The sequence below is a fragment of the Kosakonia arachidis genome, assembly GCF_900116535.1.
Lineage (GTDB): Bacteria > Pseudomonadota > Gammaproteobacteria > Enterobacterales > Enterobacteriaceae > Kosakonia > Kosakonia arachidis.
The window spans coordinates 1,053,889-1,077,669 of record NZ_FPAU01000001.1; the positions used below are offsets into that span (position 1 = coordinate 1,053,889).

The window sequence follows — 23,781 nt, forward strand, 5'->3', positions numbered from 1 at the left end:
GTGATGTTCCTTATGTTATTCGTTATTTGCCCCGGCATAAGGACACATTCATGCATCACATCCCTCCGAAAAAAACACTGCGTATCGCACTGGTTGGCGATTACAGCCATGACATTGTTGCGCATCAGGCGATTCCGCTGGCGATTGATGACGCCGCTGCCGTACTGGAAATTACCGCTGATTACGACTGGTTACCGACCAGCGAAATTAACAGTGCCGAAGATCTCGTCGGTTACGATGCCATCTGGGTAGTGCCGGGAAGCCCCTATAAAAATGCCCGTGGTGCGTTTATCGCCATTCAGTATGCGCGAGAAAATGCCGTGCCGTTCCTCGGTACCTGCGGCGGTTTCCAGCATGCGGTGATCGAATATGCCCGTAATGTGCTGGGCTGGAGCGACGCAGCACATGCCGAAACGGAAAACGAAGGGCGCATGGTGATCTCCGCGCTGACCTGTGCGCTGGTGGATCAAACCGGTACCATCGAGCTGCGACCGAATACGCTGATTTCTCGCGCGTATGGTCGTGATGTGGTGGAAGAGGCTTACCGTTGCAGCTTTGGCGTTTCGGCAGAGTTTGCCCGCGAACTGGAGAACGGCGATCTGCGCGTGACTGGTTGGGATGAAGAGGGTGAAATCCGCGCGGTGGAACTGGTGACGCACCCGTTCTTTGTCGCCACGCTTTTCCAGCATGAACGCGCCGCGCTGGCTGGACGACCCTCCCCGCTGGTGCAGGCGATGCTGCGCGCTGCTTGCGAATAAGCCTCACACGCCATCCGGTATCCGGCCGGATGGCGTGTTGTCTAGCGGGCAATAATTTCCCGATGGCGGCCTGCAAACGCGCCGCACATTGCCATCATTACCGCCAGCACAGTACATGCCAGCAATGGAAGGTGCCAGTCGCCGCTGGTGTCGTGAATTTTCCCCATCAACGGCGGGCCGCAGGCTGCCAACAGGTAACCGACCGACTGTGCCATACCGGAGAGGGATGCCGCCTGATGTGCGGAACTGGCGCGTAGGCCGATAAAAGTGAGACCGAGGATCATCGTTGCGCCGGAGCCAAAACCAAAAATAACCGTCCACAGCACGGCATGTGTCGGCAGCAACCACAATCCCAGCGAACCCACCGCGCACAAAACGGCCACCAGAGCGGCGATGCCGCGCTGATCTTTCAGCCGGTGCAGGAAAACCGGCACCAGTAAACCCGGCGCAGCAGTCGCCAGTTGCAAAATGCCATGCAGGGAACCGGCCTGTGCTTCACTAAAACCCTGAGCCAGCAAAATCGACGGCAGCCAGCCAATAATGATGTAATAAATCAGCGAGTTAATGCCGAGGAACAACGTGACCTGCCAGGCCAGTGCCGAGCGCCAGATCCCCCGGCTGTGTAGCGCACTGGAAGTGCTGATCTGCGCCGGTACACCACGACGCAGATGAGGCAGCCACAGCAGCAGCGCGAGCAGCGGAAACACCATCAGCATCAGCAATGCTCCGTGCCAGCCCGCACCGCTCTGCGCCAGCGGGACCACCAACGCGGAGCCGAGCGCTGCAGACGCGCCCATCGTCAGGGAGTAGGCACCGGTCAGTTTCGCTACATGCCCGGCGAAGTCACGCTTCAGCATACCCGGCAACAGCACATTGCCGAGTGCGATACCACAACCCATCACCGCCGTGCCAACAAACAGCAGTGTGGAGGATGGCAGGGATCGGATGGCGATGCCAAGACAAATCAGCACCATAGCGGCAAACAGGCTGCTTTCCATACCCAAACGGCGGGCGATACTGGCTGCCAGCGGAGAGATCAGCGCAAATGCCAATAGCGGCAGCGTGGTAAGCATGCCGGTTTGTGCGGTACTTAAACCATATTCTGCACGAATGGCATCGAGCAACGGTGCCGCGCCGGTAAACGTGACGCGTAACGTGGTCGCAATCATCAGGATACCGGCAATCAGCAGCACTTTTTGCTGCCTACGGGGAGAAAGGCGAGTGGTCATTGGATTCTCTTGATAAACAACAGAGCGTTACGATAGCGGTTTTTTCTTCGCTTTTAATCCAGCTAAAATGACAGTTTATCGCTAAATTCGGACAATTTAATGCACGGACTCGGACTGGGCGGCTACGATCCCGATAGTCAGCAGGAAGCGGCGGTGGCTTTTCGTGTCACCGTTGCGGCAGAAGAGCAGCGCATTTCCGCGCATTATCACCGCAAGGGGCAACTGATTCTGGCGCTGAAAGGCGCTATCACCTGCGAAGTTGAACATGCGCGCTGGATGGTGCCGCCGCACCATGCTATGTGGCTGCCAGGGATGGTGTCGCACAGCAATCACGCAACACCCAACGCGCAGCTCTGCTTTTTATTTATCGAACCCTGGTCAGTGGTGATGCCAGAGCATTGCTGTACTCTGAAGATCTCGCCGCTGGTGCGCGAGCTGATTATGGCACTTGCGGCAAGAACGCCATCACAGCAACGCCAGCCAGCTACGCAGCGGCTAGTGCAAGTGCTGTTTGATGAATTGCCGGCTCAACCGCAGATGCAGTTGCAGCTTCCTGTTTCCGCGCATCCGAAGATCCGCCAGATGATCAATCATATGGAGGCCAGCCCGGCTGAACGACAAACGCTGGTGCAGTGGGCGCAGGTGTTCGCCATGAGCGAGCGTAACCTGGCACGGCTAGTGGTCCGGGAGACGGGCCTCAGTTTTCGCCGTTGGCGGCATCAGATGCAATTGATCCTTGCCCTGCAGCTGCTGATTAGCGGCCAGTCCGTACAGCAAGCCGCCCAGACGCTGGGGTACGACTCAACCACCGCATTTATTACTATGTTCAAAAAAGGGCTTGGTCAGACGCCTGGGCGTTATCTGGCCGCACTTGGCACCGAGTAATATTTTCTGCTCTCTACAGGAGGGGTATTGCTCTCGCTGCTGATGACTTTGGGCGCGTCGGTACTGGGCTTTCCCGGCGGCGTAGTCTTGATCTGTTGCGCATGGTGTTTTCACGGCTGGCCGCGCAGGGCACTGTTTATGTGGGCGGAATTGATTCGCGGTATTCCGCTGATCTTCGTCATTTTCTGGTTGTGGTTTTCGACGCTGGCATCGCAGGGCGCGTTGCCAGACGGCCAGTACGACGCGGCGTTGAGCGGCGGATTTAGCAGTGTGCAAACCCTGCGGCTGGTACTGCTGCCACAGGTGTTACGCAACGCGCTCCCCTCGTATCTGGGGTTACTGGTCGCACTGTTGAAGGACACCTTGCTGGCGTTTATCGGCAATGTGCCGGAACTGACCACCGTGGCCGGGCAGGTGAATAACCGGGTACAGGTCTACCCTGCGGCGCTGTTTATTTTTACCGGTGCGGTCTACTACCTGCTGTGCAGTACGCTGGAGTATGCCGTCAAACGCCACCAGCGGCGTTATTCATTGCCAGCCCATTAGCAGCGACACCAGCCCGGCAGCAATCAGTGGCCCGACCGGAGCACCCCGGCACAGAGCCACGCCCAGCACGGTGCCGACCAGCAACAATGCCACGCCGCGCCCACCGAGCCAGCAGACAAATATGCCCACTGCAATGGCGGCCAGCGACTTCCCGTTGACGAAGGAGTGCAACAGGCTGGATGGCGGCAGTGAACCGCTGGCAATGACCTGCAATCATGCGATCAGATTTCTATATTCTTATCGCACTGTTTACGACACTGGCCGTTGTGCTGGTGATCAGCGGTTAATACTGGAACGCTCGGAGTGGTAAGCGGCCCATTATGCGGACAGACGGCGGAAATCGACAATTTCCGGCTGCGCAATGCGCAGATAATCCTGGGTATCCATAATCACTGATTTTTCCAGCAGACCGGCATTGAAGGCGATATCGTCAAAGCGCTGAAACAGTACCGGGTCGGCCACCAGGTGCAGATCCGGATGAAAACTAAACGGCGGAATAGCGCCGAAGACGCAGGCGGTGAGATGCTCCACTTCCAGCGGGCTCGCCAGTGAGGCTTTCTGACCACCAAAATGATGCGCCAGACGGCTGAGATCGGCTTGCAGGTCGGCGGCCAGGATTGCCAGAACATGCTTTTTCACGCCGTTACCTTTAATTTTGCAAACCAACGCCTTAGCACCCTGGCCCAGAGCGGTGCCACGAATTTCACTGACCGCCTCGCATTTGCCGACGGCGTCGTGTTCGACCACGTGAAAACGCGCTTGTTGCTGTTCAAGCAGGGTCAACAGATATTGATGGACGTCGCGGTTGGCAATTTCAGACATGTTCTCTCTCGATAACAAACAGTGAGAGTGGCAGCATAATCCACTCGGGAGGCGATGAGAATAAAAAAAGCCGCCCGAAAGGCGGCGAAAAAATACAAGCACTACAAACAACGCTTTGTGTGTACTGTTTATTTCTTTTGCAGAAGGTAGCTGTTTTCAAAGCCCGGAACGCTACCAATAACGTCGAATCCGTTAAAGAAGCCGCCTGCGCGCAGCAGGTCAACTGCGGGTCCGACTTCCGGAGAGTAGATGAAGTCACGATAATCATCGAACACGATAAATCCGCCGCTGACCACGGTTGGTGCATACAGCAGAAAATCCGTAAGAACGTGCTCTTTCAGGTGACCACCGTCAATATGCAGCAGAATGGTTTTCGGCTCCAGCGCCATTACCCGTTCAATACTGTGCTGTGAATAACCACGTATCAGCGTAACTTCCGGGAAAATATGCTCGTGGTAGAAACCCAGCTCCAGAGGCTGGTTCGTCAATTCCATCGGGTCGATACTGATAATGCGGCGTTTGCCCTGACAAAGCGCATTCATTAACGCGCTTGATTTGCCCTTCCAGACGCCGATTTCAATAATGTCGCCAGCGGCGTTTGCATTATTCACCAACCAGCAAAGATAACCGAGCAGTTTAACGTGGTCGTGAAAAGAGAGTTCCCGGCGCGGCATCGCTTTTTCAGCAGGCAGGATGGCCTGCGTTTGCACGAAAGCTTCACCCAGATTATTCCAGACGGTATCAATCATCCCTTTTATTTCAGGATCTTGTACAAATACTTTTAAGTCCTCGAGGTCGATCATGCGTAGGGGTCCTGTCAATTTGTCTTTCGCGACGAAAGAGAACGCCACGATTAGTCGTGCGTAAAATGTGCCACATTTCTTTGCTCACAAGGGGGGAAATAGCCGCATTTTTGTAGGGCAATTCGTGGATTAGCTCTGCGCAAGCGGTGGAGTGGGACAATCAGATGCTTAAGAAATGCAATTAAAACCACAAAGAAGTATTCCCCCAATAGTGGATTTTAATGCTGTTTAACTACGAATAATATTGAATCTGTAATCCCCCCATTTTTAACGGCGCTAATAAGTAGAATCAGTTAAGGTTTTACCTTCGGAGAGTCGCAGGCATACAAACCAACCACCATGGTTTGGTTTCTCTAGGATTATTTGGTCGGCACGAGAGACGTTGAACCTCCATACCCAGACACGGTATGGCTGTAACCATCAGAAAATGTACTCCGCAAAACCAGGATTAACTTTTTGAACTAATTTGATATTTATGCGTGCATAAAATGAAGAAAATCAGCCAGAGAAATAAAATTAACTGGCTGATTTATATATTAATTCCCTGATGTTGTCGTTTGTTTATGAAACAGTTCCCGGAATACCGGGTAAATATCTTCCTGATCGCGGATATGTTGGATGGCGAAGTTATCGAACATTGTTTGCAGATGTTCATACTCGCGCCACAGCGTTTGGTGCGCCCGTCGGGTGATCTCAATGTAGCTGTAGTAACGTACCACTGGCAGAATTTTTTTCGCCAGGATTTCGTGACACAGCGGTGAGTCGTCCGCCCAGTTATCGCCATCGGAGGCCTGCGCGGCATAGATATTCCACTGCGCCGGATCGTAACGCTCCTTTACCACTTCATCCATCAGTTTCAGGGCGCTGGAAACAATAGTACCGCCCGTTTCCTGCGAGTAGAAGAATTCATGTTCGTCCACTTCTTTTGCCTGCGTATGATGGCGGATATAGACCACTTCCACGTTTTTATAGGTTCGGCTCAGGAAGAGATAGAGCAGAATGTAAAAACGTTTGGCCATATCTTTGGTAGCCTGATCCATTGAGCCGGAGACATCCATCAGGCAAAACATTACTGCCTGACTGGAAGGTTCCGGGCGTTTTTCGTAGTTTTTGTAGCGTAGATCAAAGGTGTCGATAAACGGTACACGCTCGATTTTTGCACGCAGTTCCGCAATCTCTTTACGTAAACGCTCCTCTTCAAGTAACTGCGCCGGTTCGCTTTTCTCTACCGTTTCGAGACAGCTTTCCAGTTCACGCAATTCACGGCGTTTACCAGCAGTCATCGCGGTTCGGCGGGCAAGCGAATTTTGCAGCGATCGCACGACGCTGATATTTGCCGGTACACCGTTGGAAGTGAAGCCAGCGCGGTGCGTTTTAAACTCATTAAGCTGCCGTTGCTGGTTTTGTTTCAGGTTTGGTAGCGCCAGGTCCTCAAATAACAGATCGAGGTACTCATCTTTGGAGATCTGGAAAACGAATTCATCCTGGCCTTCGCCGTCAGGGCTGGCTTCGCCCTGGCCGCTACCGGTACCGCCACCGCCGCCTTGCGGGCGTTCGATACGGTCGTTTTGCACAAAATGATCATTTCCTGGATGCACGCGATGACGTAAGCCACCGCGCCCCTGATGAAACATCGGTTCGCTGATATCTTCCGTTGGGATGGAGACAGACTCGCCGTTCTCCACGTCAGTCACCGAGCGTTTGTTAATTGCTTCGGAAATTGACTGTTTTATTTGTGCTTTATAACGGCGCAAAAATCGCTGGCGGTTAACCGTGCTTTTGTTTTTGCCGTTCAGACGTCGGTCAATGAACCAGGTCATTAGTGCCTCCCGCTGCGTATGCCAACTTTGCAACGGACCGCGCGCAGGGCGCGGCCCGATTGTTGTTATGATGATTTACGAACACGCAGATACCATTCGCAGAGCAGTCGAACCTGCTTGCGGGTGTAGCCTTTTTCCATCATACGATCGACAAAGTCGTCATGCTTTTTCTGCTCGTCGGTTGAGGTTTTGGCATTAAACGAAATGACCGGTAAAAGCTCTTCGGTGTTCGAGAACATTTTCTTCTCGATGACCGTACGCAGTTTTTCGTAACTGGTCCAGTTCGGGTTGCGGCCGTTATTGTTGGCACGGGCACGCAGCACAAAATTGACGATTTCGTTACGGAAATCTTTCGGGTTGCTGATCCCGGCCGGTTTCTCGATTTTTTCCAGTTCTGCGTTCAGGGATTCACGGTCAAACAACTGGCCGGTATCCGGGTCCCGATACTCCTGATCCTGGATCCAGAAATCCGCATAAGTGACATAACGGTCGAAAATGTTCTGCCCGTATTCGGAGTAGGATTCCAGGTACGCTGTCTGGATCTCTTTGCCGATAAACTCGGCGTATTTCGGGATCAGATAGCCTTTCAGGAATTCCAGATAACGTTCTGCAAGCTCTTGCGGGAACTGTTCGCGCTCAATTTGCTGTTCCAGCACGTAGAACAGATGTACCGGGTTAGCCGCCACTTCCACATGATCGAAGTTAAACACGCGGGAGAGGATTTTAAAGGCGAAACGCGTCGACAGACCGTTCATGCCTTCATCAACACCGGCATAATCGCGGTACTCCTGGTATGATTTAGCTTTCGGATCGGTATCTTTCAGGCTTTCACCATCGTAGACCCGCATTTTCGAGTAGATGCTCGAGTTTTCCGGCTCTTTCAGACGTGACAGAATCGAGAAACGCGCCAGTGTTTCCAGTGTACCCGGCGCGCATGGCGCATGGGACAGCTCACTGTGATTGAGCAGTTTTTCGTAAATTTTCATCTCTTCCGAGATGCGCAGGCAATAAGGCACTTTGACGATGTAGACACGGTCAAGAAACGCTTCATTGTTTTTGTTGTTACGGAACTGCACCCATTCCGATTCGTTCGAGTGGGCGAGGATAATGCCGTTAAATGGCAGGGCGGAGATACCCTCCGTACCGTTATAGTTCCCCTCCTGCGTGGCCGTCAACAGTGGGTGCAGCACCTTGATCGGCGCTTTAAACATTTCGACGAACTCCATGATCCCCTGGTTTGCCCGGCACAGCGCACCGGAATAACCGTAAGCATCTGGATCGTTTTGCGCGTGGTTTTCCAGCTTGCGGATATCCACTTTACCCACCAGCGCGGAGATGTCCTGGTTGTTTTCATCTCCCGGTTCGGTTTTGGCGATAGCGATCTGTTCCAGAACCGATGGCCACACTTTGACCACGCGGAATTTGCTGATGTCGCCGCCGAATTCGTGCAGACGTTTGGCTGCCCACGGCGACATAATGGTGCCGAGATAGCGACGCGGAACGTTGTACTCTTTCTCAAGGATCTGCGCATCTTCCTGCGGGTTAAACAGGCACAAAGGGTGGTCGTTTACCGGGCTGCGTTCGCCATTGGCACTCAGCACGTAAATCGGCACCCGCTGCATTAAGGATTTCAGCCGTTCAGCCAGCGACGATTTCCCGCCGCCCACCGGACCGAGTAAATAGAGAATCTGTTTCTTCTCTTCAAGACCCTGAGCGGCATGTTTGAGGTAGGAGACAATCTGTTCTATTGCCTCTTCCATGCCATAGAATTCTTCAAACGCCGGGTAACGTCCAATGACCCGGTTCGAAAAGAGACGGGAAAGCCGTGGCTCCAGGGCGGTGTCTACCATCACAGGTTCCCCTATGGCCATCAGCAGTCTTTCTGCTGCGTTAGCATAGGCACTGCGATCTTGCTTACAGATGGCAAGAAACTCCTGCAGAGTGAACTCTTCGTCCTTGGCAGCTTCATAACGCTGGCGGTAGTGATCGAATATATTCATGGCATGCCGTCCTTTCGTAATCTGTGGGAACAGTACAGCTATCAGTTTTTCCACTTTTAGCGTCGCAAACCAACGGGATAAAAAATATGCTCCGTCCTATCTGTTATGAGCGTGTATCTGTCTTTGATCAAGTTATCGCTGGCGAAGATTCAGAGGCCTGGAGGACGTTTTTTAATCATATTTTGGATTAAATTCCCGTCTTATCCTGTTTTTTCGGATTTTTTAATGTATTTAATTGGGTTTTTTGTTGAAAAGTTCCAACATTCCGCACTGGGCGAATGTTGGTAAATTTTTACAGGATGTGCGGAATCGCAAGTATAGAAAAAGTGACGCCGTCATGGTCACTTCGTCGCAGTACAAAGATGAGCGACAATATTAACTACGTGAGATGTGTTAAACGATGATGACAGAGTGCGGTTCTTTCGTTGTTAAGACGAAAAAAAGCTCCGGGCGATAACGCCAGGAGCCTTTGAATGCCATATCGTCTGTGCGATCAACTGCGGTGCTCTTCAACGTAGCGCGCTAAATCGGCGGGCGTTTTCAGCACGCTGGCGACTTCCGTCGGTGGGATCATACAGCCGTAAATATCCTGTACTTCCAGAACCATATCTACCGCGAGAATGGAGTCGAGAATATCGGACTCGATCAGCTCATCATGAAAGCCCACTTTGCGGGACAGAATCTTTTCAAACAGCGCGAGAATTTCTTGTTCCATTGTCTTTTCCTGTGTAATCAGTTGCTGCGAGCGTGGCTGTCCAGCAGTTTACGGTCGATTTTACCGTTAGGATTCAACGGCAAAGCGTCCTGGATAATGATTTGCGACGGTACCATGTATGAGGGTACCACCTGTGAAAGCGAATGTTTGATAGCGTCAGGTGCCAGTTTCGTTACGCAGAATGCCGCGATACGCAGTACACCGCCGCCCGTTTTCATCAATGGCAGCACTACCGCCTCGCGAATGCCGGACATCGCCAGCAGGCGGTTTTCAATCTCATTGATTTCAATGCGGTAGCCGTTGAGTTTGATCTGGCTGTCATTGCGTCCCTGACAGTAAAGAAGGCCATCTTCATAGCCGAGATCGCCGGTTTTATAGCCGCGCCAGGCTTCGCCTTCCCGACGCAGTAATTTTTCTGCGTTTTCCTGCGGCAGGCCGAGATAGCCGCGCATCACGTTTTTGCCCCAAATTATCAGCTCACCCTCGGCAGTAATCTCCATTCTGGATTCCGGCATCATGGTGCCGATCGGCAGCAGGTTGTTCTCGCGGTTCATTATCTCATCGGTAATTTCAACCACAGTGGTGGCGATAGTCGCTTCGGTCGGACCATAAGAGTTGAGGATCCTGGCGTGCGGAAAACGGCGACGCAGCTGTTTAACCAGCGCTTTGTTAAGCACCTCGCCGATAAAGATAAACACGTCGAGGGTAGGTAAAAAGTCGCTATTGAACTGCGGCGAGAGCAATTTCTGGTAGGCAAAAGAGGGCGTGGAAACCCAGACCGAGACAGCATTATTTTTCAGCCTGGTGAGCCAGTCTTCCTCCGCGATAGCCTCTTTGGCATTCAGCACAATGTGGCCGCCAGTTGCCAGATTCGCCAGCAATGGAATCAACGAGAGATCGAAACTGAACAGGGCGTGGTTCATCAGCACTGGCACTTGCGGCAAAGCGAAATCCTTGCTTACCCATTGCATAAAATGCCACACGCTTTCACGCCCAATCTGCACGCCCTTTGGTTTACCGGTACTACCAGAAGTAAACATGATATAGGCGAGATCCGGCTCCGCCAGCGACTGGCCGCTTTCACCGGTTGGCACAAACTGCCGGGCCGCTACGTCGTAGTAGTACGGCGCGCTGGCGAGGTGGCAAATCTCCTTCATTCTTTCCTGAGGATAGATGCAGTCCACCGGAATATAGGGAATGTTATGGAGCAGACAGCTATAGATTGCCACAGCGAATTCCGCCTGCTGGTGGCCATATAACACCACCGGCGTTTCTGCTTTGGGTTGGCATTGCTGATAGCGCTGTAACCACTCTGTTACCGCTACAGAGAGTTGTTGCCAGGTTAATGTTTCGTCGCTGCCGCTGATCGCTAACTGATGCGGGCGGGCGGGATCGAGTAATGCTGCACGCAGGAAATCCTGGAGCGCCTGGAGATCAGATTGAAGATTCATAGGGGGGACATTCCGCTAAAAATGTAAAGGGATACCGCAGCGCTTGCGAGCGTTAGCAGGCGTCCCAAAAAGAGCATCACGGGATATTGCAACCAACGGTTCAGTGCCGGGTTGCGCTTTGCTGACCATTGCAACATATTGTGTGCAACTGAAATGGCGCCAAACAACGCGCCGCTAATGACATAGTGCCGTTCGAGCCCGTTCCATGCCCCCATACAAAACAGCGTGCAGAAAATACCGATATTCTGCGCCAGCGTCTTGTTTTGACGGAAAAAGTCGAGCTTCATTAAGTTCATATAAATCGGCATGAAGACCACATCGCGCAACCACTCGGAGAGGCTTATATGGAAACGGCGCCAGAAATCCTGTGGGTTTTTCGCCAGAATGGGCATATTGAAATTCGCCGGAATGTTAAGACCAAACAAGCGTGCGGCACCGATCGCCATATTGCTGTAACCGGCAAAATCAAAATAGAGGTAGGCACTATAAGCCAGCGACATAACAATGCCAACACTTAAGGTAAATGGACGATGGCTCCAGGGCTGAATGATCAGAGTATCAATCAGCATAGCAAATAAAAATTTTTGGATAATGCCGGTAAAGATGAGTTCCGCAGCAATGAGAAATTGCTCACGTGTCAACGTAAATACCGGTTTATTAATATCGGTGATCCATGTTCGCCAGCGATACATCGGGCCGGCCAGAATAATAAACGGCATAAACAGGTAACAGAAGTAATGCAAAATGTTGGTGCCATCTTTTTTGTTACGGTAGAGCAGGACATCAATGGCGCGGAAGGTCATAAAAGATAAGCCAATCATTCCCCAGTGATTATTTAAATGTAATTTCACCGCGAACAAGGGCAGCAGAGTTAAACTTACCGCTTGCCAGGTTTTTAACCAGCCTTTTTCTTTTAGGGTCACGAGAATATAAAAACTGAGGAAAACCGCAACCGGGACAATGTAATCGCCCTGAAATATATATCCCCAGCCGAATGCCGCCAGCACGGAAAAAGCGGACAAATAAGTTAACCGATAACGCAGCACACGGTTAACCAGCGCAAACAGCAGCGCCGAAGAAAAGAGAACGAAGAAAAAGGTTCCGGAGCTGTACATCATTCATTCCTCAGAACTTTTGATATTCAAAGTGCACTTTTAAATTCATGCTTTCATCAACAGAGGACCACGCGATAATGGTGACCGCCAGTAAGAGGTAAAGGAAAAACAGGCGAATAGCGTATTTCATCATTTAAAACTCTCAATGATAAAGCGGTCCATGGGGATCCATGCGAGATCGGTAGGATGCAGGCGATCCCAGTTCCAGCCGTTCTGGTAGGGCATTGAATACATATCAAGATACGGGATCTGATTTTCTTTCAGGATAGCCGTCGTCTGAGTTACCGCAGGTTGGACGAGTTCAGGGTTTTGCACAGCGCGCCGGTTAATTGCATCGATAATAACCACCACCTGCACGTGGCGCTCTTTCAGTAACTTGATCATGGCGCGAAACGCTTTCATTTGTTCGGGTTCAACGGGTGAGTCGTCCCACACTTCCGGTTTTTCTCCCGGCTCATAGACCGTTTTATCCATCCACAAGGTATCGGCACTTTCCTGACGCGCCTCGTTAAGTTTGCGGGCATGCGCCAGTTCGCGATCCCAGTCCGGCGTGATCGCAACGGCAGGTTGTACCGGCCATGGCCGAGCTGGTGAAGGGACAATGTGCAGCATCGCCAGCCAGTCGTTTTTTATCAGCGTGCAGAACCGGGCAAATTCATAACTCACTTCTTGCCAGATATTGTCCAGGTCCCAGCCAGAGATTTTCATTTGTTCAAATGTTAAATGGCTGGTTTGTGTTTTATCTATTTTGCGTAAGTAATTGACCAAAAATGGGCGTGTCTGTTCATCCTGCATTAATGGATTAAACACCGGAGCCGGAAAATTGTTAGCAAAAATAGTGGGAGGCACACCAGCAGAATAAAAACTGTCGGGGGCCAGCAGTAAAACCACTTTGCTGTTTGCGTTAAGAGAATCTTTAAAGCGTGACAGCAGAAGAAAATGGGTGATGCTGTCATCAAAACTGTCGCCAAAGGCAACTACATTACGATGTAAATCATTATTCAGATAATTATATACAGCGTAAGGTTCATCCTCGGAGGTGGCCACTTCCGATGCACCAATGAAAAAAATCGCATTACCCTGTAAAGCATGGGAAATAGTCGCTATTTTTTCCGCCTGCTCTTTTGTCGTTCCCTCCATAGATTCAATCAGCGGTTGGAATTTAAGCGGCGGTGCATAACTACTCATCAGCGGATGAATACAAAGGAACAGGACGGCAAGAAGTGCCATCAGGAAATGTAGGCAAAAAGTATTTTGGATTTTCATTATAAACGTGAAATTACATGATGTTCTTATGTTTCAAAATTGTTGTTTTTTTAACGTCACAGTTAAAGGGAACTTTGTTTCCGCGACACTATATACCAGCCGCAGGAGAATGATGAGTATTGCCGTGTAACAGTATGTACAGCGCGTCATTTATCAGCAGTCATTTCAGAAACGGCACACCGCAGTTTTGTTGAGCAGGGCGCGGCTGCATTTGGCCGCACAGGATACGCCAGGTGAGGCGCTATGAACAATTAGCGCCTTTTTTGTAATGTTCTGGTAAAGATTTTGGGCAGAATGTCGTGAGCAGTTATAAACTTCTAGCGCCAATTATTTGACTACAGGAAAGAAAGGACTGTGACCAAACTCGAACTCCTGGCACTGGGTGTGCTGACTGCTGGTTCCGCCTTTGCGGCGAATGCAGAAAATACCTTTTCCCTGGGTGCTGGTGTCGGCGTCGTGGAAATGCCGTACAAACAGTATGACAGGGATGTACTGCCTGTTCCGGTGATCACCTATGAAGGCGATGATTTCTGGTTTCGTGGCCTCGGTGGCGGCTACTATCTGTGGAATGATGATGCGGATAAACTGTCGATTACAGCCTATTACTCGCCGTTTCGGTTTAAACCAAAAGACAGTAATAACAATCAGTTACGCCAGTTAGATCTCCGTAAGGCGACCATGATGGCGGGGCTGTCGTATATCCATAACACGCCGTATGGTTTTCTGCGCACCACGCTGGCTGGCGATGTGCTGGATAACAGCAACGGTATGACCTGGGATGCCGCGTGGTTGTACGCTTACCACAACGGCGGTCTGACGGTGACGCCGGGGATTGGCGTTGAGTGGAATAGCGATAACCAGAACGCGTACTATTATGGCGTCTCGGATTCTGAGGCGCGTCGTAGCGGTTTAAACAGCTACGATCCGGGCAGCAGTTGGAACCCGTATCTTGAGCTGAGCGTCAGTTACCGCCTGACCGATAGCTGGAGCATCTACGGCAGTAGCCGCTATACCCATTTGTCGAATGAAATTAAAGATAGTCCAATGGTTGATAAATCCTGGACTGGCTTGTTATTTACGGGCGTGACCTACCGCTTCTGATTGTGCATTTGAATAGCGTAATCTGTGCATCTAAACAGGGCCTTTGGCCCTGTTTTGTTTTACGGTGGTGCATTTATCGCTGGGGGAGAAAATGGCAGAGAAAAATATCGTTTTTACCGGTAACGCAACGCTACTCTCGATCGGCCAGGGCACCTGGTATATGGGCGAAAATTCACGTACGCGGCCAAAAGAAGTGGATGCGCTCCGGGCAGGCATTGATCTAGGGCTGACGCTGATTGATACCGCTGAAATGTACGCGGAAGGTGGTGCTGAAGAGGTTGTCGGCGAAGCATTACAGGGCGGTTTGCGCGATAAGGTGTTTCTGGTTTCAAAAGTCTATCCGTGGAATGCTGCCGGCAAAAAAGCGATCGCAGCCTGTGAAGCGAGCTTACGTCGCCTGAAAACCGACGCACTCGATCTCTATCTGCTGCACTGGCGCGGCAACTACTCTCTTGGCGAAACGGTCGAGGTGATGGAAACGTTGATGCAGCAGGGCAAAATCCGCCGCTGGGGCGTCTCCAACCTCGATTACAGCGATATGCAGGAACTTTCCCGCATCAGCGGCGGTAAGACTTGTGCTACCGATCAGGTGCTGTACCACCTTGGCTCCCGTGGCATTGAATTCGATTTACTGCCCTGGTGCCAGCGACAGGCGATGCCTGTCATGGCGTATTGCCCGCTGGCGCAGGCCGGACGTCTGCGAGAGGGTTTACTGGAAAGTCGTGTGGTGCAGGATCTCGCCCATGCACATCACGCCAGCGCGGCGCAAATTCTGCTGGCCTGGGTCATCAGCCATAAGGGAGTGATGGCAATTCCCAAAGCGGCGAGCGTAGCGCACGTCGAGGAAAATGCGGCAGCATTGAAAATCGTACTCAGTGCGGATGATTTGGTGCGACTCGATAACGCGTTCCCGGCACCCAAACGTAAAACGCCGCTCGATGTTGTGTAATAAGGCGTTTTAACCCTCTCCTGTGGGAGAGGGTAGGCAGCGGATCAGCGTTTAATCACGCGGATGTTCTGTGCAAGGCGGGACGGTTTTTCGGCGGTCGCTTTTTGCACGACGGTCGCATTGACCGATTCCACGCAGACAAAGGTTTTATAACCATCGTCTGGCATGTCGGCCATGCTGACGGAGAGCGCCGGACCCGGGTTCCAGGCCACCACGTTGGCGTTATGGCTATGGGTCACTTCAATCGCACGGTTCAGCGCGGCATCATGAATTATGCTGCAACCTTCAGCGTTCAGATAGACGCGATCGGTACGATCCGGGAAGGTCTGTACGCCATCGGCCAGCACATCTTCTTTTGCGTCATTCACTTTATCGATAAAGCGATCGCCCAGGCCGCTCACTTTCACCGCGGCGATATCACCAACGTTGAAGTAGGTGTGCAGGGCTGAGGTAGTTTCAAACTCCCCGTGGGCTTCCAGCTCAATTTCACAGGTTGCGCCAAGTTTATAACGTGCATACAGGGTAAAATCGTGCGGCCAGAATTTGCGCGAGGCACCGCTGCTTTGCAGTTCAAAAGTCAGCACCACTCCGTTTGCATCTTCATTATGCGCTTTCAGCGTCCACGGCAGATTGCGTGCAAAACCATGTGCAGGCAGTCCTTCCTGTTTTGCGGGACCAAACCAGGGCCAGCACACCGGAATACCGCCACGGATTGCGATGCCATCTTTAAACGGGGTGTTGTCGCTCAGCCACAAAACCTCCTGCTCGCTTTGCGGTTTCCAGGAGAGCAGATGTGCACCCTGTAAGGTAAAGGCAGCTTTAACCTGCGGATGTTCAACGACTAACACATCCAGTTCGTCCATTTTACGGCGGGTAAGCGTTGGGGTAATTTTTTCGAGTACCGGAAGTGCAAAAATTTTTGTAATCATTAACGCAATCCTCTGTCTTGAAAACAAAAAAAAGAGCGACCGAAGTCGCTCTTTCAGATCATGTTCTCATCTCAACTTATTTGGAGATGTGAGCGATCAGGTCCAGAACTTTGTTAGAGTAGCCGGTTTCATTGTCGTACCAAGAAACCAGTTTCACGAAGTTGTCGTTCAGTGCGATACCTGCTTTAGCATCGAACACGGAAGTGCAAACTTCACCGTTGAAATCGGTAGATACAACGTCATCTTCGGTGTAACCCAGAACGCCTTTCATCGGGCCTTCAGAAGCGGCTTTGATGGCTTTCTTGATTTCTTCGTAAGAGGCTGCTTTTTCCAGACGAACGGTCAGGTCAACAACAGATACGTTCGGAGTCGGAACGCGGAACGCCATACCAGTCAGTTTGCCGTTCAGTTCCGGCAGTACTTTACCTACAGCTTTAGCTGCACCGGTAGAGGACGGGATGATGTTCTGGGATGCGCCACGGCCGCCGCGCCAGTCTTTATGAGACGGGCCGTCAACGGTTTTCTGAGTTGCGGTGGTTGCGTGAACAGTAGTCATCAGACCTTCGATGATACCGAAGTTGTCATTGATAACTTTAGCCAGCGGAGCCAGGCAGTTAGTGGTGCAGGATGCGTTAGAAACGATGTCCTGGCCAGCATATTTGTCAAAGTTCGCACCACGAACAAACATCGGAGTGTTGTCTTTAGACGGACCAGTCAGAACCACTTTTTTCGCGCCAGCAGTGATGTGCTTACGAGCAGTTTCATCGGTCAGGAAGATACCGGTAGCTTCAGCAACAACGTCAACGCCGATTTCGTTCCATTTCAGGTTAGCCGGATCTTTCTCAGCAGTAACACGGATGGTTTTACCGTTAACAACCAGATGGCCGTCTTTTACTTCTACGGTACCGTTGAAACGGCCGTGAGTGGAGTCATATTTCAGCATGTACGCCATGTATTCAGCGTCCAACAGATCGTTGATACCAACGATTTCGATGTCAGAACGTTCCTGAGCAGCACGGAAAACAATGCGACCGATACGGCCAAAACCGTTGATACCTACTTTGATAGTCATATATTCCACCAGCTATTTGTTAGTGAATAAAAGGTTGGCTGTAAAATTACAAAAACCGTACGCAGCGTCAAGCGGAATCGTGTCAATCATTGCGACAAATCAATCCTCCGCATAACCTTTGTTCGACTGACTCGCCTCACTCTTCCTTTGAGCATCCTCCCCACATGGAGGCGCCGCGTGGGATTTTAAAGGGCAGACAGGATAAAAATGTGAAACCTGTCACAATTACCTGGCTGCTTTATCGCAACTGCTAAGTTTAGAACAAAAGTTAGGACTCTAGTGTTAATGTTTTGTTAGAATCGTTGGAAAAAATGGTCTTACTTTTACCGCGAGATGTGAGCATATGCCGAAGAATTCCTCCGAAGACGACCTGAAAAAAAATCTGACTGAAATGCAGTTTTATGTGACGCAAAATCACGGCACCGAACCCCCTTTCACCGGTCATCTGCTGCATAACAAACGTGATGGCGTTTACCATTGCCTGGTGTGCGATGCTGCGTTGTTCAACTCCCAAACGAAGTATGATTCTGGCTGTGGCTGGCCGAGTTTTTTCGAACCAGTGAGCGAAGACGCGATCCGCTACATCAATGACTATTCCCACGGCATGCAGCGCATAGAAATTCGCTGCGGGAAATGTGATGCGCACCTGGGCCATGTCTTCCCGGATGGCCCACAGCCGACCGGGGAGCGTTATTGCGTGAACTCCGCCTCGCTGAGTTTCACGGATGATGAAGACGGTACCCAGACTCTTGGTTGAAAAATCGATTCAGCTATTATTCCACGGAGATAACTAATATGGATCTCGAACAAATTGTTAACAGTATGACGCCGGAGATCTACCAGCGACTGGCGACGGCTGTTGAATTAGGCAAGTGGCCAGACGGCGTGGCGTTGACGTCGGAGCAAAAAGAGAACAGCCTGCAACTGGTGATGTTATGGCAGGCGCGCAACAATACGCAGGCGCAGCACATGACCATCGACACCAATGGGCAAATGGTGATGAAAAGTAAGCAGCAGTTGAAAGAGGATTTCGGCATTGCGCCGAAGCCGATAGCGACGTTTAAGTCATAAGCGGCGCACGATGCCGGAGGGCTGCTTTGCCTTATCTGGCCTGTAAAACCGTAAGCCGGACAGGTAATAGCTGCCGTCCGGCTATGCCTCAGGCGTGTGTTTCCTGCCAGTCCGCCACTGTATAGAGCGTGGCGCCTTCTACCGCCATCTCCATAAATGCCTGCGTACTGTCTTGCGGCTGGATATTGACGCCCCGGCAGCCATCGGTGATCACGCTGACGTCGTAGCCCAGCCGCAACGCATCCAGCACGCTGAATTTGACGCAGTAGTCGGTAGCCAGCCCCATCACGATTAATTCGCGAATACCGTGCTGTTGCAGCCAGCCGTGCAGCGCCGTAGCTTTACGATGATCGTTATCGAAAAACGCGCTGTAACTGTCGATCTTCGGATCTTCACCTTTGCGGAACACTTCATCAATTGCCTGCTGATCCAGCAGCGGGTGCAGCGCCGCGCCCTCACTGTTCTGCACGCAGTGATCCGGCCAGAATGTTTGCGCTAAGCCGTCCAGCTCGCCGGTACTGAATGGCGCAACCCCGTGCTGGCTGGCAAAGCTGCCGTGATTAGCGGGGTGCCAGTCCTGGCTTGCCAGTACCGCATCGCCGCGTGATTTGCACCAGTCGATCAAGGTATTGGCGATATCCACCGTGCTGTCGCCTTCGGCCACGGCCAGGGCACCGCCAGCGCAAAAATCATTCTGGATATCGACCAACAGTAGAGCACGTTGCGTCATACAAACTTCCTCACTCATCCGGTGTCAGTTCACCGCGCAGATTTTGCATCATGGCGGTACGTATAGCGTCCGCATCAAGCTGTTGGCTCAGCAGGTAGTGCAGTTTGGTCAGTGTGGCTTCGACGGTCATATCCGCGCCGCCAATCACTCCGGCGTGGGCGAGAGCATTACCGGTAGCGTATCCGCCCATATTGACCTTGCCGGACATGCACTGTGTCAGGTTAACCACTACGATGCCGCGCGCGCTGGCATCCTGCAAAGCTTTCAGGAACTCGCCGTTTTGCGGCGCATTTCCCACACCATAGGAACGCAGAATCAATGCTTTTACCGGCTGAAGCAGGAAGTTACGCACCACATCGGCGGAGATCCCCGGATAAATCGTCACTACGCCAATCGGCTGCGGGATAATAGGATGTACGATCAACTCTCCCACCGTATGCGGTGCGGGTGGCGTATTGAGGCGACGAATGTGAATACCGGCTTCCAGCAGAGGCGGCAGATTCGGCGAAGCGAAAGCATCAAAACCGTCCGCATGTGCTTTGGTGGTGCGGTTGCCGCGGTAGAGACGATTGTTGAAGAACAGCGTCACTTCGTTAATCGGGAAATTTGCCGCCACATACAGCGCGTTCAGCAGATTAATTTGCCCGTCGGAACGAAGTTCGGCGAGGGGGATTTGTGACCCTGTCACAATGACTGGTTTACCAAGATTTTCAAGCATAAACGACAGTGCTGAGGCAGTGTACGCCATGGTATCGGTACCGTGCAGAATGACAAAACCGTCGTACTTGTCGTAATGCGCTTTTACATCGTCAGCAATATGCTGCCAGTCTTCCGGCGTCATATCGGAAGAATCCATCAACGGGGCATATTCGTGAATGGTGAAATCCGGCATTTCCGGACGATGGAACTCCGGCATCAGCGCCAGTTGACGTTGTAGGTGGCCAGAGACCGGCACATAACCGTGTTCTGAGCGTTGCATACCGATGGTGCCGCCGGTGTAGGCAACGTAAATAGATTTCTTTTGCATGGTTTCGTTCTTGCCGCATCTAAAAAAATCCCCTCCGGTAGAGGGGACGTGTGAGCTGAGTTTAGCGGATATTGGCGCAGTTCAGACAGAGTGCGTAACGATTTTGTGGATCGTTAAACACCGCCAGTTTGTCTGTTTCGGCTTTTACTTCCTGCGCAGCGCTGGCCAGCGGCGCAGGCAGGTAAGCCTGCAACGCTTGCGGCAGCATCGCACGGACGGAGCCAGTCATGCTGTCCATTATCCGATCAAAGAAGCCTGGTTCTTCTTCGTAGTAATCCACATGCCACTGCTTGAGTTTCGCCAGTTCTGCGGCTTTCGCCAGCGCATCGTCGAAATCGCCCAGCGCATCAACCAGACCGTTGTTTTTCGCATCCTGACCGGTCCAGACATGGCCCTGTGCAATCTTATCGATCTGCTCAGGCGTGCTGTTGCGTGACTGGGCGACCAGCGTGATAAAGCGCTTGTAGCCGTTATCAATGCTCAGTTGCATCATCTGCTGAACTTCGTCAGGCAGCGCTTTGGTCATACTGACATCCGCCAGAGGCGACGTGGCGACACCGTCGGTATGCACACCGATGGTATCGAGGCTGTTTTCCAGTGTATTGATCACGCCAAAAATACCAATCGAGCCGGTCAGTGTGCTGGCATTAGCGATGATGTAATTTGCCGGAGTCGAGATCCAGTAGCCGCCGGAGGCAGCCATGCCACCCATGGATACCACCACGGGTTTTCCGGCCGCTTTTGCTGCCGCCAGTTCAGAACGGATGATTTCAGAGGCGCTGACGCTGCCGCCAGGGCTGTTTACCCGCAGGACGATCGCTTTCACTTTTGGATCAAGACGCGCATCGCGGATCTGTGCGGCCGTGGTGTCGCCACCGACATTCCCCGCCGTTTCTTCGCCATCCATGATAGCCCCGTTAGCGAAGATCACAGCGATGGTACCGCCAGCATCGCTCGGTTTCTTCGTCTGATAGTCATACATGCTGACGGCGCGGAAGTCTTTATCTTCACTGCTCCAGCCAAACTGTTTGGTCATCGCTTTTTCGGCGTCGGTAGCGGAACCCAGCTCATCCACCAGCTTGTTGTCGAGCGCGTATTTTGCCGTGTCACCATCGACTTTGCGCAGACCGTCCAGCATAGCCTGCGCGCCAGGGAAGACCTGCTGTGCCGTGATCTGGCGGTTTGCTGCGACTGTATTAAGGTAGTTTTGCCACAGCTGGTTGATCCAGCGGCCGTCCGCTTCGCGTGCGGCAGGAGACATATCGTCACGAATAAACGGTTCAACAGCAGATTTGTACGTGCCGACGCGGAACACGTGCGTGGTGACTTTCAGTTTATCCAGCAGCGTCTTGTAGTAGAGGCCATTGGTGGCGAAACCGTGCAGATCCACTACGCCCTGCGGCGACAGCCAGATCTTATTGGCGAAGCTGGCAAGGTAATACTGGCCCTGGCTGTAGTTATCACCAATCGCGTAAACCGGTTTACCGCTGTCACGGAATTCGCGCAGCGCTTTACCGATATACTGCATTGATGGTTGATCGGCTCCGGCGAAGTTTTTTAGATCCATCACAATACCGGTGATATTGCGATCGTGCTGCGCCTGGCGAATGGTCTCAACGATATCGAACAGCGAATTCTCCTGCAGGCGATCGGAACTGGCGCCAAAGAGCTGCCGGCCCAATGCGCCCAGACGTCCGCTGGTTGACGTTTTATCAACCACCACGCCAGTGATATCCAGCAGTAATGCGCCGCGATTGCTGTGCTCGGTTTTGCTGTCGCTTACCTGCATCCAGATCCCGACACCCACCAGGACCAGCAGGATAAAGAACAAGTTCAACACCAGATTGCGGATAAGATTCAGCAATCGCCAGCTCCATCGAAAAAAACCGGCAATAAAACGCCAAAGTGTTCGCATGTATTCTCCCTGGTTTGTTTAGGCCACCGCTGCCCGGGCGGCGAAGTGTGGTTATCCTAATTACCCCGCAGCCTCTTGTCAGCAGGAATCGGCTGCGGTGCTGTAACAAATTCTACGTCCGTGTTAATTTTAAGAAAAAATTTCAATACAGGAGTTTAACTAATGGATGCACTCGAACTACTCGTCAACCGTCGTAGCGCGTCACGCCTGGCGGAACCGGCACCAGCCGGTGAACAACTGGATAACATTCTGCGTGCCGGTATGCGCGCGCCCGATCACGGTACGCTGCAACCGTGGCACTTTTTCGTTATCGACGGCGAAGGGCGCGAACGTTTAGGTAAGGTGCTGGAGCAGGGCGCGATTGCGGCGGGCCAGGATGAGAAGGGTATTGAGAAAGCGCGCACTTCGCCGCTACGCGCGCCGCTGATTATCACTGTGGTTGCTAAATGTGAAATGGATCATAAAGTGCCGCAGTGGGAACAACTGCTTTCTGCTGGCTGCGCAGTGATGGCGATGCAGATGGCGGCGCTGGCGCAGGGGTTCAATGGTATCTGGCGTACCGGCCCGCTCACTGACAGCCCGCAGGTACGCGAGGCGTTCGCCTGCCGCGAGCAGGACAAAATCGTCGGATTTCTGTATCTCGGTACACCGCAACTGAAAGCCTCCACCACCGTTGCTGTTCCGGATATGACTCCGTTCGTAACGCATTTTTAATCACCGCATCTCTTTTCGCAGGCCGGATAAGCGTTAGCGCCATCCGCCCTGCTTTATTAATTCGTTACTTATTCTTCGCGCCAAACTCCTCTTTGGCTTTCTGCAATTGCTGCTGGAATGCCGGGCTGGTGTGCAGCGTGGCAACAATGGCAGACCCGACGATCCGCGCGGCATCAACATCACTTTGCCAGTGGTAGCCGCAGATCACCCGGCTTTGCCCCAGTTCGTATCCGCGTTTGAGGATCTGATCCTGACGCTGCGGGTTAATTTCTGCGAGCACCAATGCGGTTGCCCAGCCAATTGAGGTGTGTCCAGAAGGATAAGAGCCGTTTTTCGACAATTCATCTTGCTCTTTGGTATTACAAGTCGGCACACCATAGAGGGCAAACGGGCGGATGCGCATGTACTTCTGTTTGGCACCGCGCGTCGCCAGATCGCCCGCATCCTCAATCATATTGGTCAGGAGCTTATGTAATTGCGGGGAATCTTTTTCAGTAATTGCTGAACCGAATGCCGTCGAGAAGGCGTTGGCGACGCCGCCGCTGCTCAGGTTGGCGTCAACCGCCGCCTGTTTGCCGCGTTCAGTGTTGCGCAGCAGGCGGCCTTGTTCATACATCGCCTGATCGTTGAGAAAGGCAATGCTGCCCACTTCCGGCGGTGGCGGCAGCAGCGCCAGGCTGTCAATCGCCTGCGTATTTTTCAGGTAATAGAGGTCTGGTTTGGTGGTGGCATCGTTGCCCGCAGGGACAAGCGCAAAGGTATTAACAGAGAATAAACTGGCAATGCAGAGGGTAACTAAACGTCTTTTCATTTTCGATTCCTTTAATTATCAATGACATCCTCAGGTGAAAAGATAAGTAATA

22 protein-coding genes and 2 pseudogenes are annotated in these 23,781 nt (G+C 52.1%); 8 read left to right on the plus strand and 16 right to left on the minus strand.

What is annotated here, in order from left to right:
- The first annotated feature begins 50 nt into the window (after positions 1 to 50).
- Positions 51 to 758 carry a CTP synthase C-terminal region-related (seleno)protein gene (locus BM427_RS05100; protein ID WP_090119776.1) on the plus strand — a complete coding sequence of 236 codons (708 nt, stop codon included), beginning with the start codon at positions 51 to 53 and terminating at the stop codon, positions 756 to 758.
- A gap of 41 nt (positions 759 to 799) precedes the next feature.
- Here the strand turns inward: BM427_RS05100 and BM427_RS05105 are convergent, their stop codons facing one another.
- Entirely contained in the window at positions 800 to 1,987 is a 1,188-nt protein-coding gene (locus BM427_RS05105) for a CynX/NimT family MFS transporter (protein WP_090119778.1), read from the minus strand.
- A gap of 99 nt (positions 1,988 to 2,086) precedes the next feature.
- On the opposite strand from BM427_RS05105, the gene BM427_RS05110 reads away from it, so the two are divergent.
- Positions 2,087 to 2,872: an AraC family transcriptional regulator gene (locus BM427_RS05110; RefSeq protein WP_090119779.1), complete on the plus strand. Its 786-nt coding sequence runs from the start codon at positions 2,087 to 2,089 to the stop codon at positions 2,870 to 2,872.
- 18 nt (positions 2,873 to 2,890) lie between these two features.
- Positions 2,891 to 3,418, plus strand: a pseudogene (locus BM427_RS05115) (ABC transporter permease subunit); the annotation flags it as partial.
- Here BM427_RS05115 and BM427_RS05120 read toward each other — a convergent pair.
- The 9 genes and pseudogenes from BM427_RS05120 to BM427_RS05160 form a co-directional block, all read right to left on the minus strand.
- Positions 3,401 to 3,622: pseudogene (locus BM427_RS05120) on the minus strand (DUF441 family protein); the annotation flags it as partial. The pseudogenes BM427_RS05115 and BM427_RS05120 sit on opposite strands and share 18 nt — an antisense overlap.
- 114 nt (positions 3,623 to 3,736) lie before the next feature.
- Positions 3,737 to 4,240, minus strand: a complete 504-nt coding sequence (locus BM427_RS05125) for a YbaK/prolyl-tRNA synthetase associated domain-containing protein (protein WP_090119781.1) — start codon at positions 4,238 to 4,240, stop codon at positions 3,737 to 3,739.
- 128 nt (positions 4,241 to 4,368) lie between these two features.
- The gene (locus BM427_RS05130; protein ID WP_090119783.1) at positions 4,369 to 5,043 is read right to left on the minus strand and encodes a class I SAM-dependent methyltransferase; all 675 of its coding nucleotides are present in this window, start codon (positions 5,041 to 5,043) and stop codon (positions 4,369 to 4,371) included.
- Between the two features lie 536 nt (positions 5,044 to 5,579).
- On the minus strand, positions 5,580 to 6,863 hold the full coding sequence (locus tag BM427_RS05135; RefSeq protein WP_090119785.1) for a YeaH/YhbH family protein: 1,284 nt from the start codon (positions 6,861 to 6,863) through the stop codon (positions 5,580 to 5,582).
- Between the two features lie 65 nt (positions 6,864 to 6,928).
- Positions 6,929 to 8,863 (minus strand): protein kinase YeaG, encoded by a 1,935-nt coding sequence (yeaG, locus tag BM427_RS05140; RefSeq protein WP_090119787.1) that lies wholly within the window; start codon positions 8,861 to 8,863, stop codon positions 6,929 to 6,931.
- A gap of 493 nt (positions 8,864 to 9,356) precedes the next feature.
- Positions 9,357 to 9,578 (minus strand): acyl carrier protein, encoded by a 222-nt coding sequence (locus BM427_RS05145; RefSeq protein ID WP_090119789.1) that lies wholly within the window; start codon positions 9,576 to 9,578, stop codon positions 9,357 to 9,359.
- 17 nt (positions 9,579 to 9,595) lie between these two features.
- Complete coding sequence (locus BM427_RS05150; protein ID WP_090119791.1) at positions 9,596 to 11,029, minus strand: AMP-binding protein; 1,434 nt, start codon at positions 11,027 to 11,029, stop codon at positions 9,596 to 9,598.
- Positions 11,026 to 12,144, minus strand: a complete 1,119-nt coding sequence (locus tag BM427_RS05155; protein ID WP_090119792.1) for an MBOAT family O-acyltransferase — start codon at positions 12,142 to 12,144, stop codon at positions 11,026 to 11,028. Before BM427_RS05155 ends, BM427_RS05150 begins: the two co-directional genes overlap by 4 nt.
- Before the next feature lie 129 nt (positions 12,145 to 12,273).
- Entirely contained in the window at positions 12,274 to 13,410 is a 1,137-nt protein-coding gene (locus BM427_RS05160) for a D-alanyl-lipoteichoic acid biosynthesis protein DltD (RefSeq protein WP_090119794.1), read from the minus strand.
- 354 nt (positions 13,411 to 13,764) lie between these two features.
- Here BM427_RS05160 and BM427_RS05165 point away from each other — a divergent pair, with 354 nt between their 5' ends.
- Both BM427_RS05165 and BM427_RS05170 read left to right on the plus strand, forming a co-directional pair.
- Positions 13,765 to 14,511 (plus strand): MipA/OmpV family protein, encoded by a 747-nt coding sequence (locus BM427_RS05165; RefSeq protein WP_090119795.1) that lies wholly within the window; start codon positions 13,765 to 13,767, stop codon positions 14,509 to 14,511.
- Between the two features lie 91 nt (positions 14,512 to 14,602).
- Positions 14,603 to 15,460 (plus strand): aldo/keto reductase, encoded by an 858-nt coding sequence (locus tag BM427_RS05170; protein WP_090119797.1) that lies wholly within the window; start codon positions 14,603 to 14,605, stop codon positions 15,458 to 15,460.
- 44 nt (positions 15,461 to 15,504) lie between these two features.
- Here the strand turns inward: BM427_RS05170 and BM427_RS05175 are convergent, their stop codons facing one another.
- Positions 15,505 to 16,389, minus strand: coding sequence for a D-hexose-6-phosphate mutarotase (locus BM427_RS05175; RefSeq protein ID WP_090119799.1), 885 nt, complete (start codon positions 16,387 to 16,389; stop codon positions 15,505 to 15,507).
- A 76-nt stretch (positions 16,390 to 16,465) separates the two neighbouring features.
- Positions 16,466 to 17,461, minus strand: a complete 996-nt coding sequence (gene gapA, locus BM427_RS05180) for a glyceraldehyde-3-phosphate dehydrogenase (RefSeq protein WP_017456513.1) — start codon at positions 17,459 to 17,461, stop codon at positions 16,466 to 16,468.
- A 343-nt stretch (positions 17,462 to 17,804) separates the two neighbouring features.
- Here gapA and msrB point away from each other — a divergent pair, with 343 nt between their 5' ends.
- Both msrB and BM427_RS05190 read left to right on the plus strand, forming a co-directional pair.
- Positions 17,805 to 18,218: a peptide-methionine (R)-S-oxide reductase MsrB gene (msrB, locus tag BM427_RS05185; RefSeq protein ID WP_090119801.1), complete on the plus strand. Its 414-nt coding sequence runs from the start codon at positions 17,805 to 17,807 to the stop codon at positions 18,216 to 18,218.
- 38 nt (positions 18,219 to 18,256) lie between these two features.
- Positions 18,257 to 18,532: a YeaC family protein gene (locus BM427_RS05190; protein WP_090119803.1), complete on the plus strand. Its 276-nt coding sequence runs from the start codon at positions 18,257 to 18,259 to the stop codon at positions 18,530 to 18,532.
- An 88-nt stretch (positions 18,533 to 18,620) separates the two neighbouring features.
- Here the strand turns inward: BM427_RS05190 and pncA are convergent, their stop codons facing one another.
- The 3 genes from pncA to sppA all read right to left on the minus strand — a co-directional run bounded on the left by pncA (position 18,621) and on the right by sppA (position 22,204).
- Positions 18,621 to 19,262: a bifunctional nicotinamidase/pyrazinamidase gene (gene pncA, locus BM427_RS05195; RefSeq protein WP_090119804.1), complete on the minus strand. Its 642-nt coding sequence runs from the start codon at positions 19,260 to 19,262 to the stop codon at positions 18,621 to 18,623.
- Positions 19,263 to 19,272: 10 nt separating this feature from the next.
- Positions 19,273 to 20,289, minus strand: a complete 1,017-nt coding sequence (ansA, locus tag BM427_RS05200) for an asparaginase (RefSeq protein WP_090119806.1) — start codon at positions 20,287 to 20,289, stop codon at positions 19,273 to 19,275.
- A 61-nt stretch (positions 20,290 to 20,350) separates the two neighbouring features.
- The gene (sppA, locus tag BM427_RS05205) at positions 20,351 to 22,204 is read right to left on the minus strand and encodes a signal peptide peptidase SppA (RefSeq protein WP_090119808.1); all 1,854 of its coding nucleotides are present in this window, start codon (positions 22,202 to 22,204) and stop codon (positions 20,351 to 20,353) included.
- Positions 22,205 to 22,366: 162 nt separating this feature from the next.
- On the opposite strand from sppA, the gene BM427_RS05210 reads away from it, so the two are divergent.
- Positions 22,367 to 22,918 carry an NAD(P)H nitroreductase gene (locus tag BM427_RS05210; protein ID WP_090119810.1) on the plus strand — a complete coding sequence of 184 codons (552 nt, stop codon included), beginning with the start codon at positions 22,367 to 22,369 and terminating at the stop codon, positions 22,916 to 22,918.
- 64 nt (positions 22,919 to 22,982) lie between these two features.
- Here BM427_RS05210 and phoC read toward each other — a convergent pair whose 3' ends face one another.
- A complete protein-coding gene (gene phoC, locus BM427_RS05215) occupies positions 22,983 to 23,729 on the minus strand; it encodes an acid phosphatase PhoC (RefSeq protein ID WP_090119811.1) in 747 nt (248 codons plus the stop codon).
- Positions 23,730 to 23,781 lie beyond the last annotated feature (52 nt).

Bases quoted from the DNA above. Each gene is read 5' to 3' on its own strand.
- BM427_RS05110 (WP_090119779.1), top strand. From the start codon at position 2,087: ATGCACGGACTCGGACTGGGCGGCTACGATCCCGATAGTCAGCAGGAA.
- BM427_RS05190 (WP_090119803.1), top strand. From the start codon at position 18,257: ATGGATCTCGAACAAATTGTTAACAGTATGACGCCGGAGATCTACCAG.
- BM427_RS05135 (WP_090119785.1), bottom strand. From the start codon at position 6,863: ATGACCTGGTTCATTGACCGACGTCTGAACGGCAAAAACAAAAGCACG.
- BM427_RS05105 (WP_090119778.1), bottom strand. From the start codon at position 1,987: ATGACCACTCGCCTTTCTCCCCGTAGGCAGCAAAAAGTGCTGCTGATT.
- BM427_RS05155 (WP_090119792.1), bottom strand. From the start codon at position 12,144: ATGTACAGCTCCGGAACCTTTTTCTTCGTTCTCTTTTCTTCGGCGCTG.
- BM427_RS05100 (WP_090119776.1), top strand. From the start codon at position 51: ATGCATCACATCCCTCCGAAAAAAACACTGCGTATCGCACTGGTTGGC.
- BM427_RS05210 (WP_090119810.1), top strand. From the start codon at position 22,367: ATGGATGCACTCGAACTACTCGTCAACCGTCGTAGCGCGTCACGCCTG.
- BM427_RS05175 (WP_090119799.1), bottom strand. From the start codon at position 16,389: ATGATTACAAAAATTTTTGCACTTCCGGTACTCGAAAAAATTACCCCA.
- phoC (WP_090119811.1), bottom strand. From the start codon at position 23,729: ATGAAAAGACGTTTAGTTACCCTCTGCATTGCCAGTTTATTCTCTGTT.
- ansA (WP_090119806.1), bottom strand. From the start codon at position 20,289: ATGCAAAAGAAATCTATTTACGTTGCCTACACCGGCGGCACCATCGGT.
- msrB (WP_090119801.1), top strand. From the start codon at position 17,805: ATGCCGAAGAATTCCTCCGAAGACGACCTGAAAAAAAATCTGACTGAA.
- BM427_RS05130 (WP_090119783.1), bottom strand. From the start codon at position 5,043: ATGATCGACCTCGAGGACTTAAAAGTATTTGTACAAGATCCTGAAATA.
- BM427_RS05160 (WP_090119794.1), bottom strand. From the start codon at position 13,410: ATGAAAATCCAAAATACTTTTTGCCTACATTTCCTGATGGCACTTCTT.
- BM427_RS05125 (WP_090119781.1), bottom strand. From the start codon at position 4,240: ATGTCTGAAATTGCCAACCGCGACGTCCATCAATATCTGTTGACCCTG.
- gapA (WP_017456513.1), bottom strand. From the start codon at position 17,461: ATGACTATCAAAGTAGGTATCAACGGTTTTGGCCGTATCGGTCGCATT.
- BM427_RS05150 (WP_090119791.1), bottom strand. From the start codon at position 11,029: ATGAATCTTCAATCTGATCTCCAGGCGCTCCAGGATTTCCTGCGTGCA.
- pncA (WP_090119804.1), bottom strand. From the start codon at position 19,262: ATGACGCAACGTGCTCTACTGTTGGTCGATATCCAGAATGATTTTTGC.
- BM427_RS05145 (WP_090119789.1), bottom strand. From the start codon at position 9,578: ATGGAACAAGAAATTCTCGCGCTGTTTGAAAAGATTCTGTCCCGCAAA.
- yeaG (WP_090119787.1), bottom strand. From the start codon at position 8,863: ATGAATATATTCGATCACTACCGCCAGCGTTATGAAGCTGCCAAGGAC.
- BM427_RS05170 (WP_090119797.1), top strand. From the start codon at position 14,603: ATGGCAGAGAAAAATATCGTTTTTACCGGTAACGCAACGCTACTCTCG.
- sppA (WP_090119808.1), bottom strand. From the start codon at position 22,204: ATGCGAACACTTTGGCGTTTTATTGCCGGTTTTTTTCGATGGAGCTGG.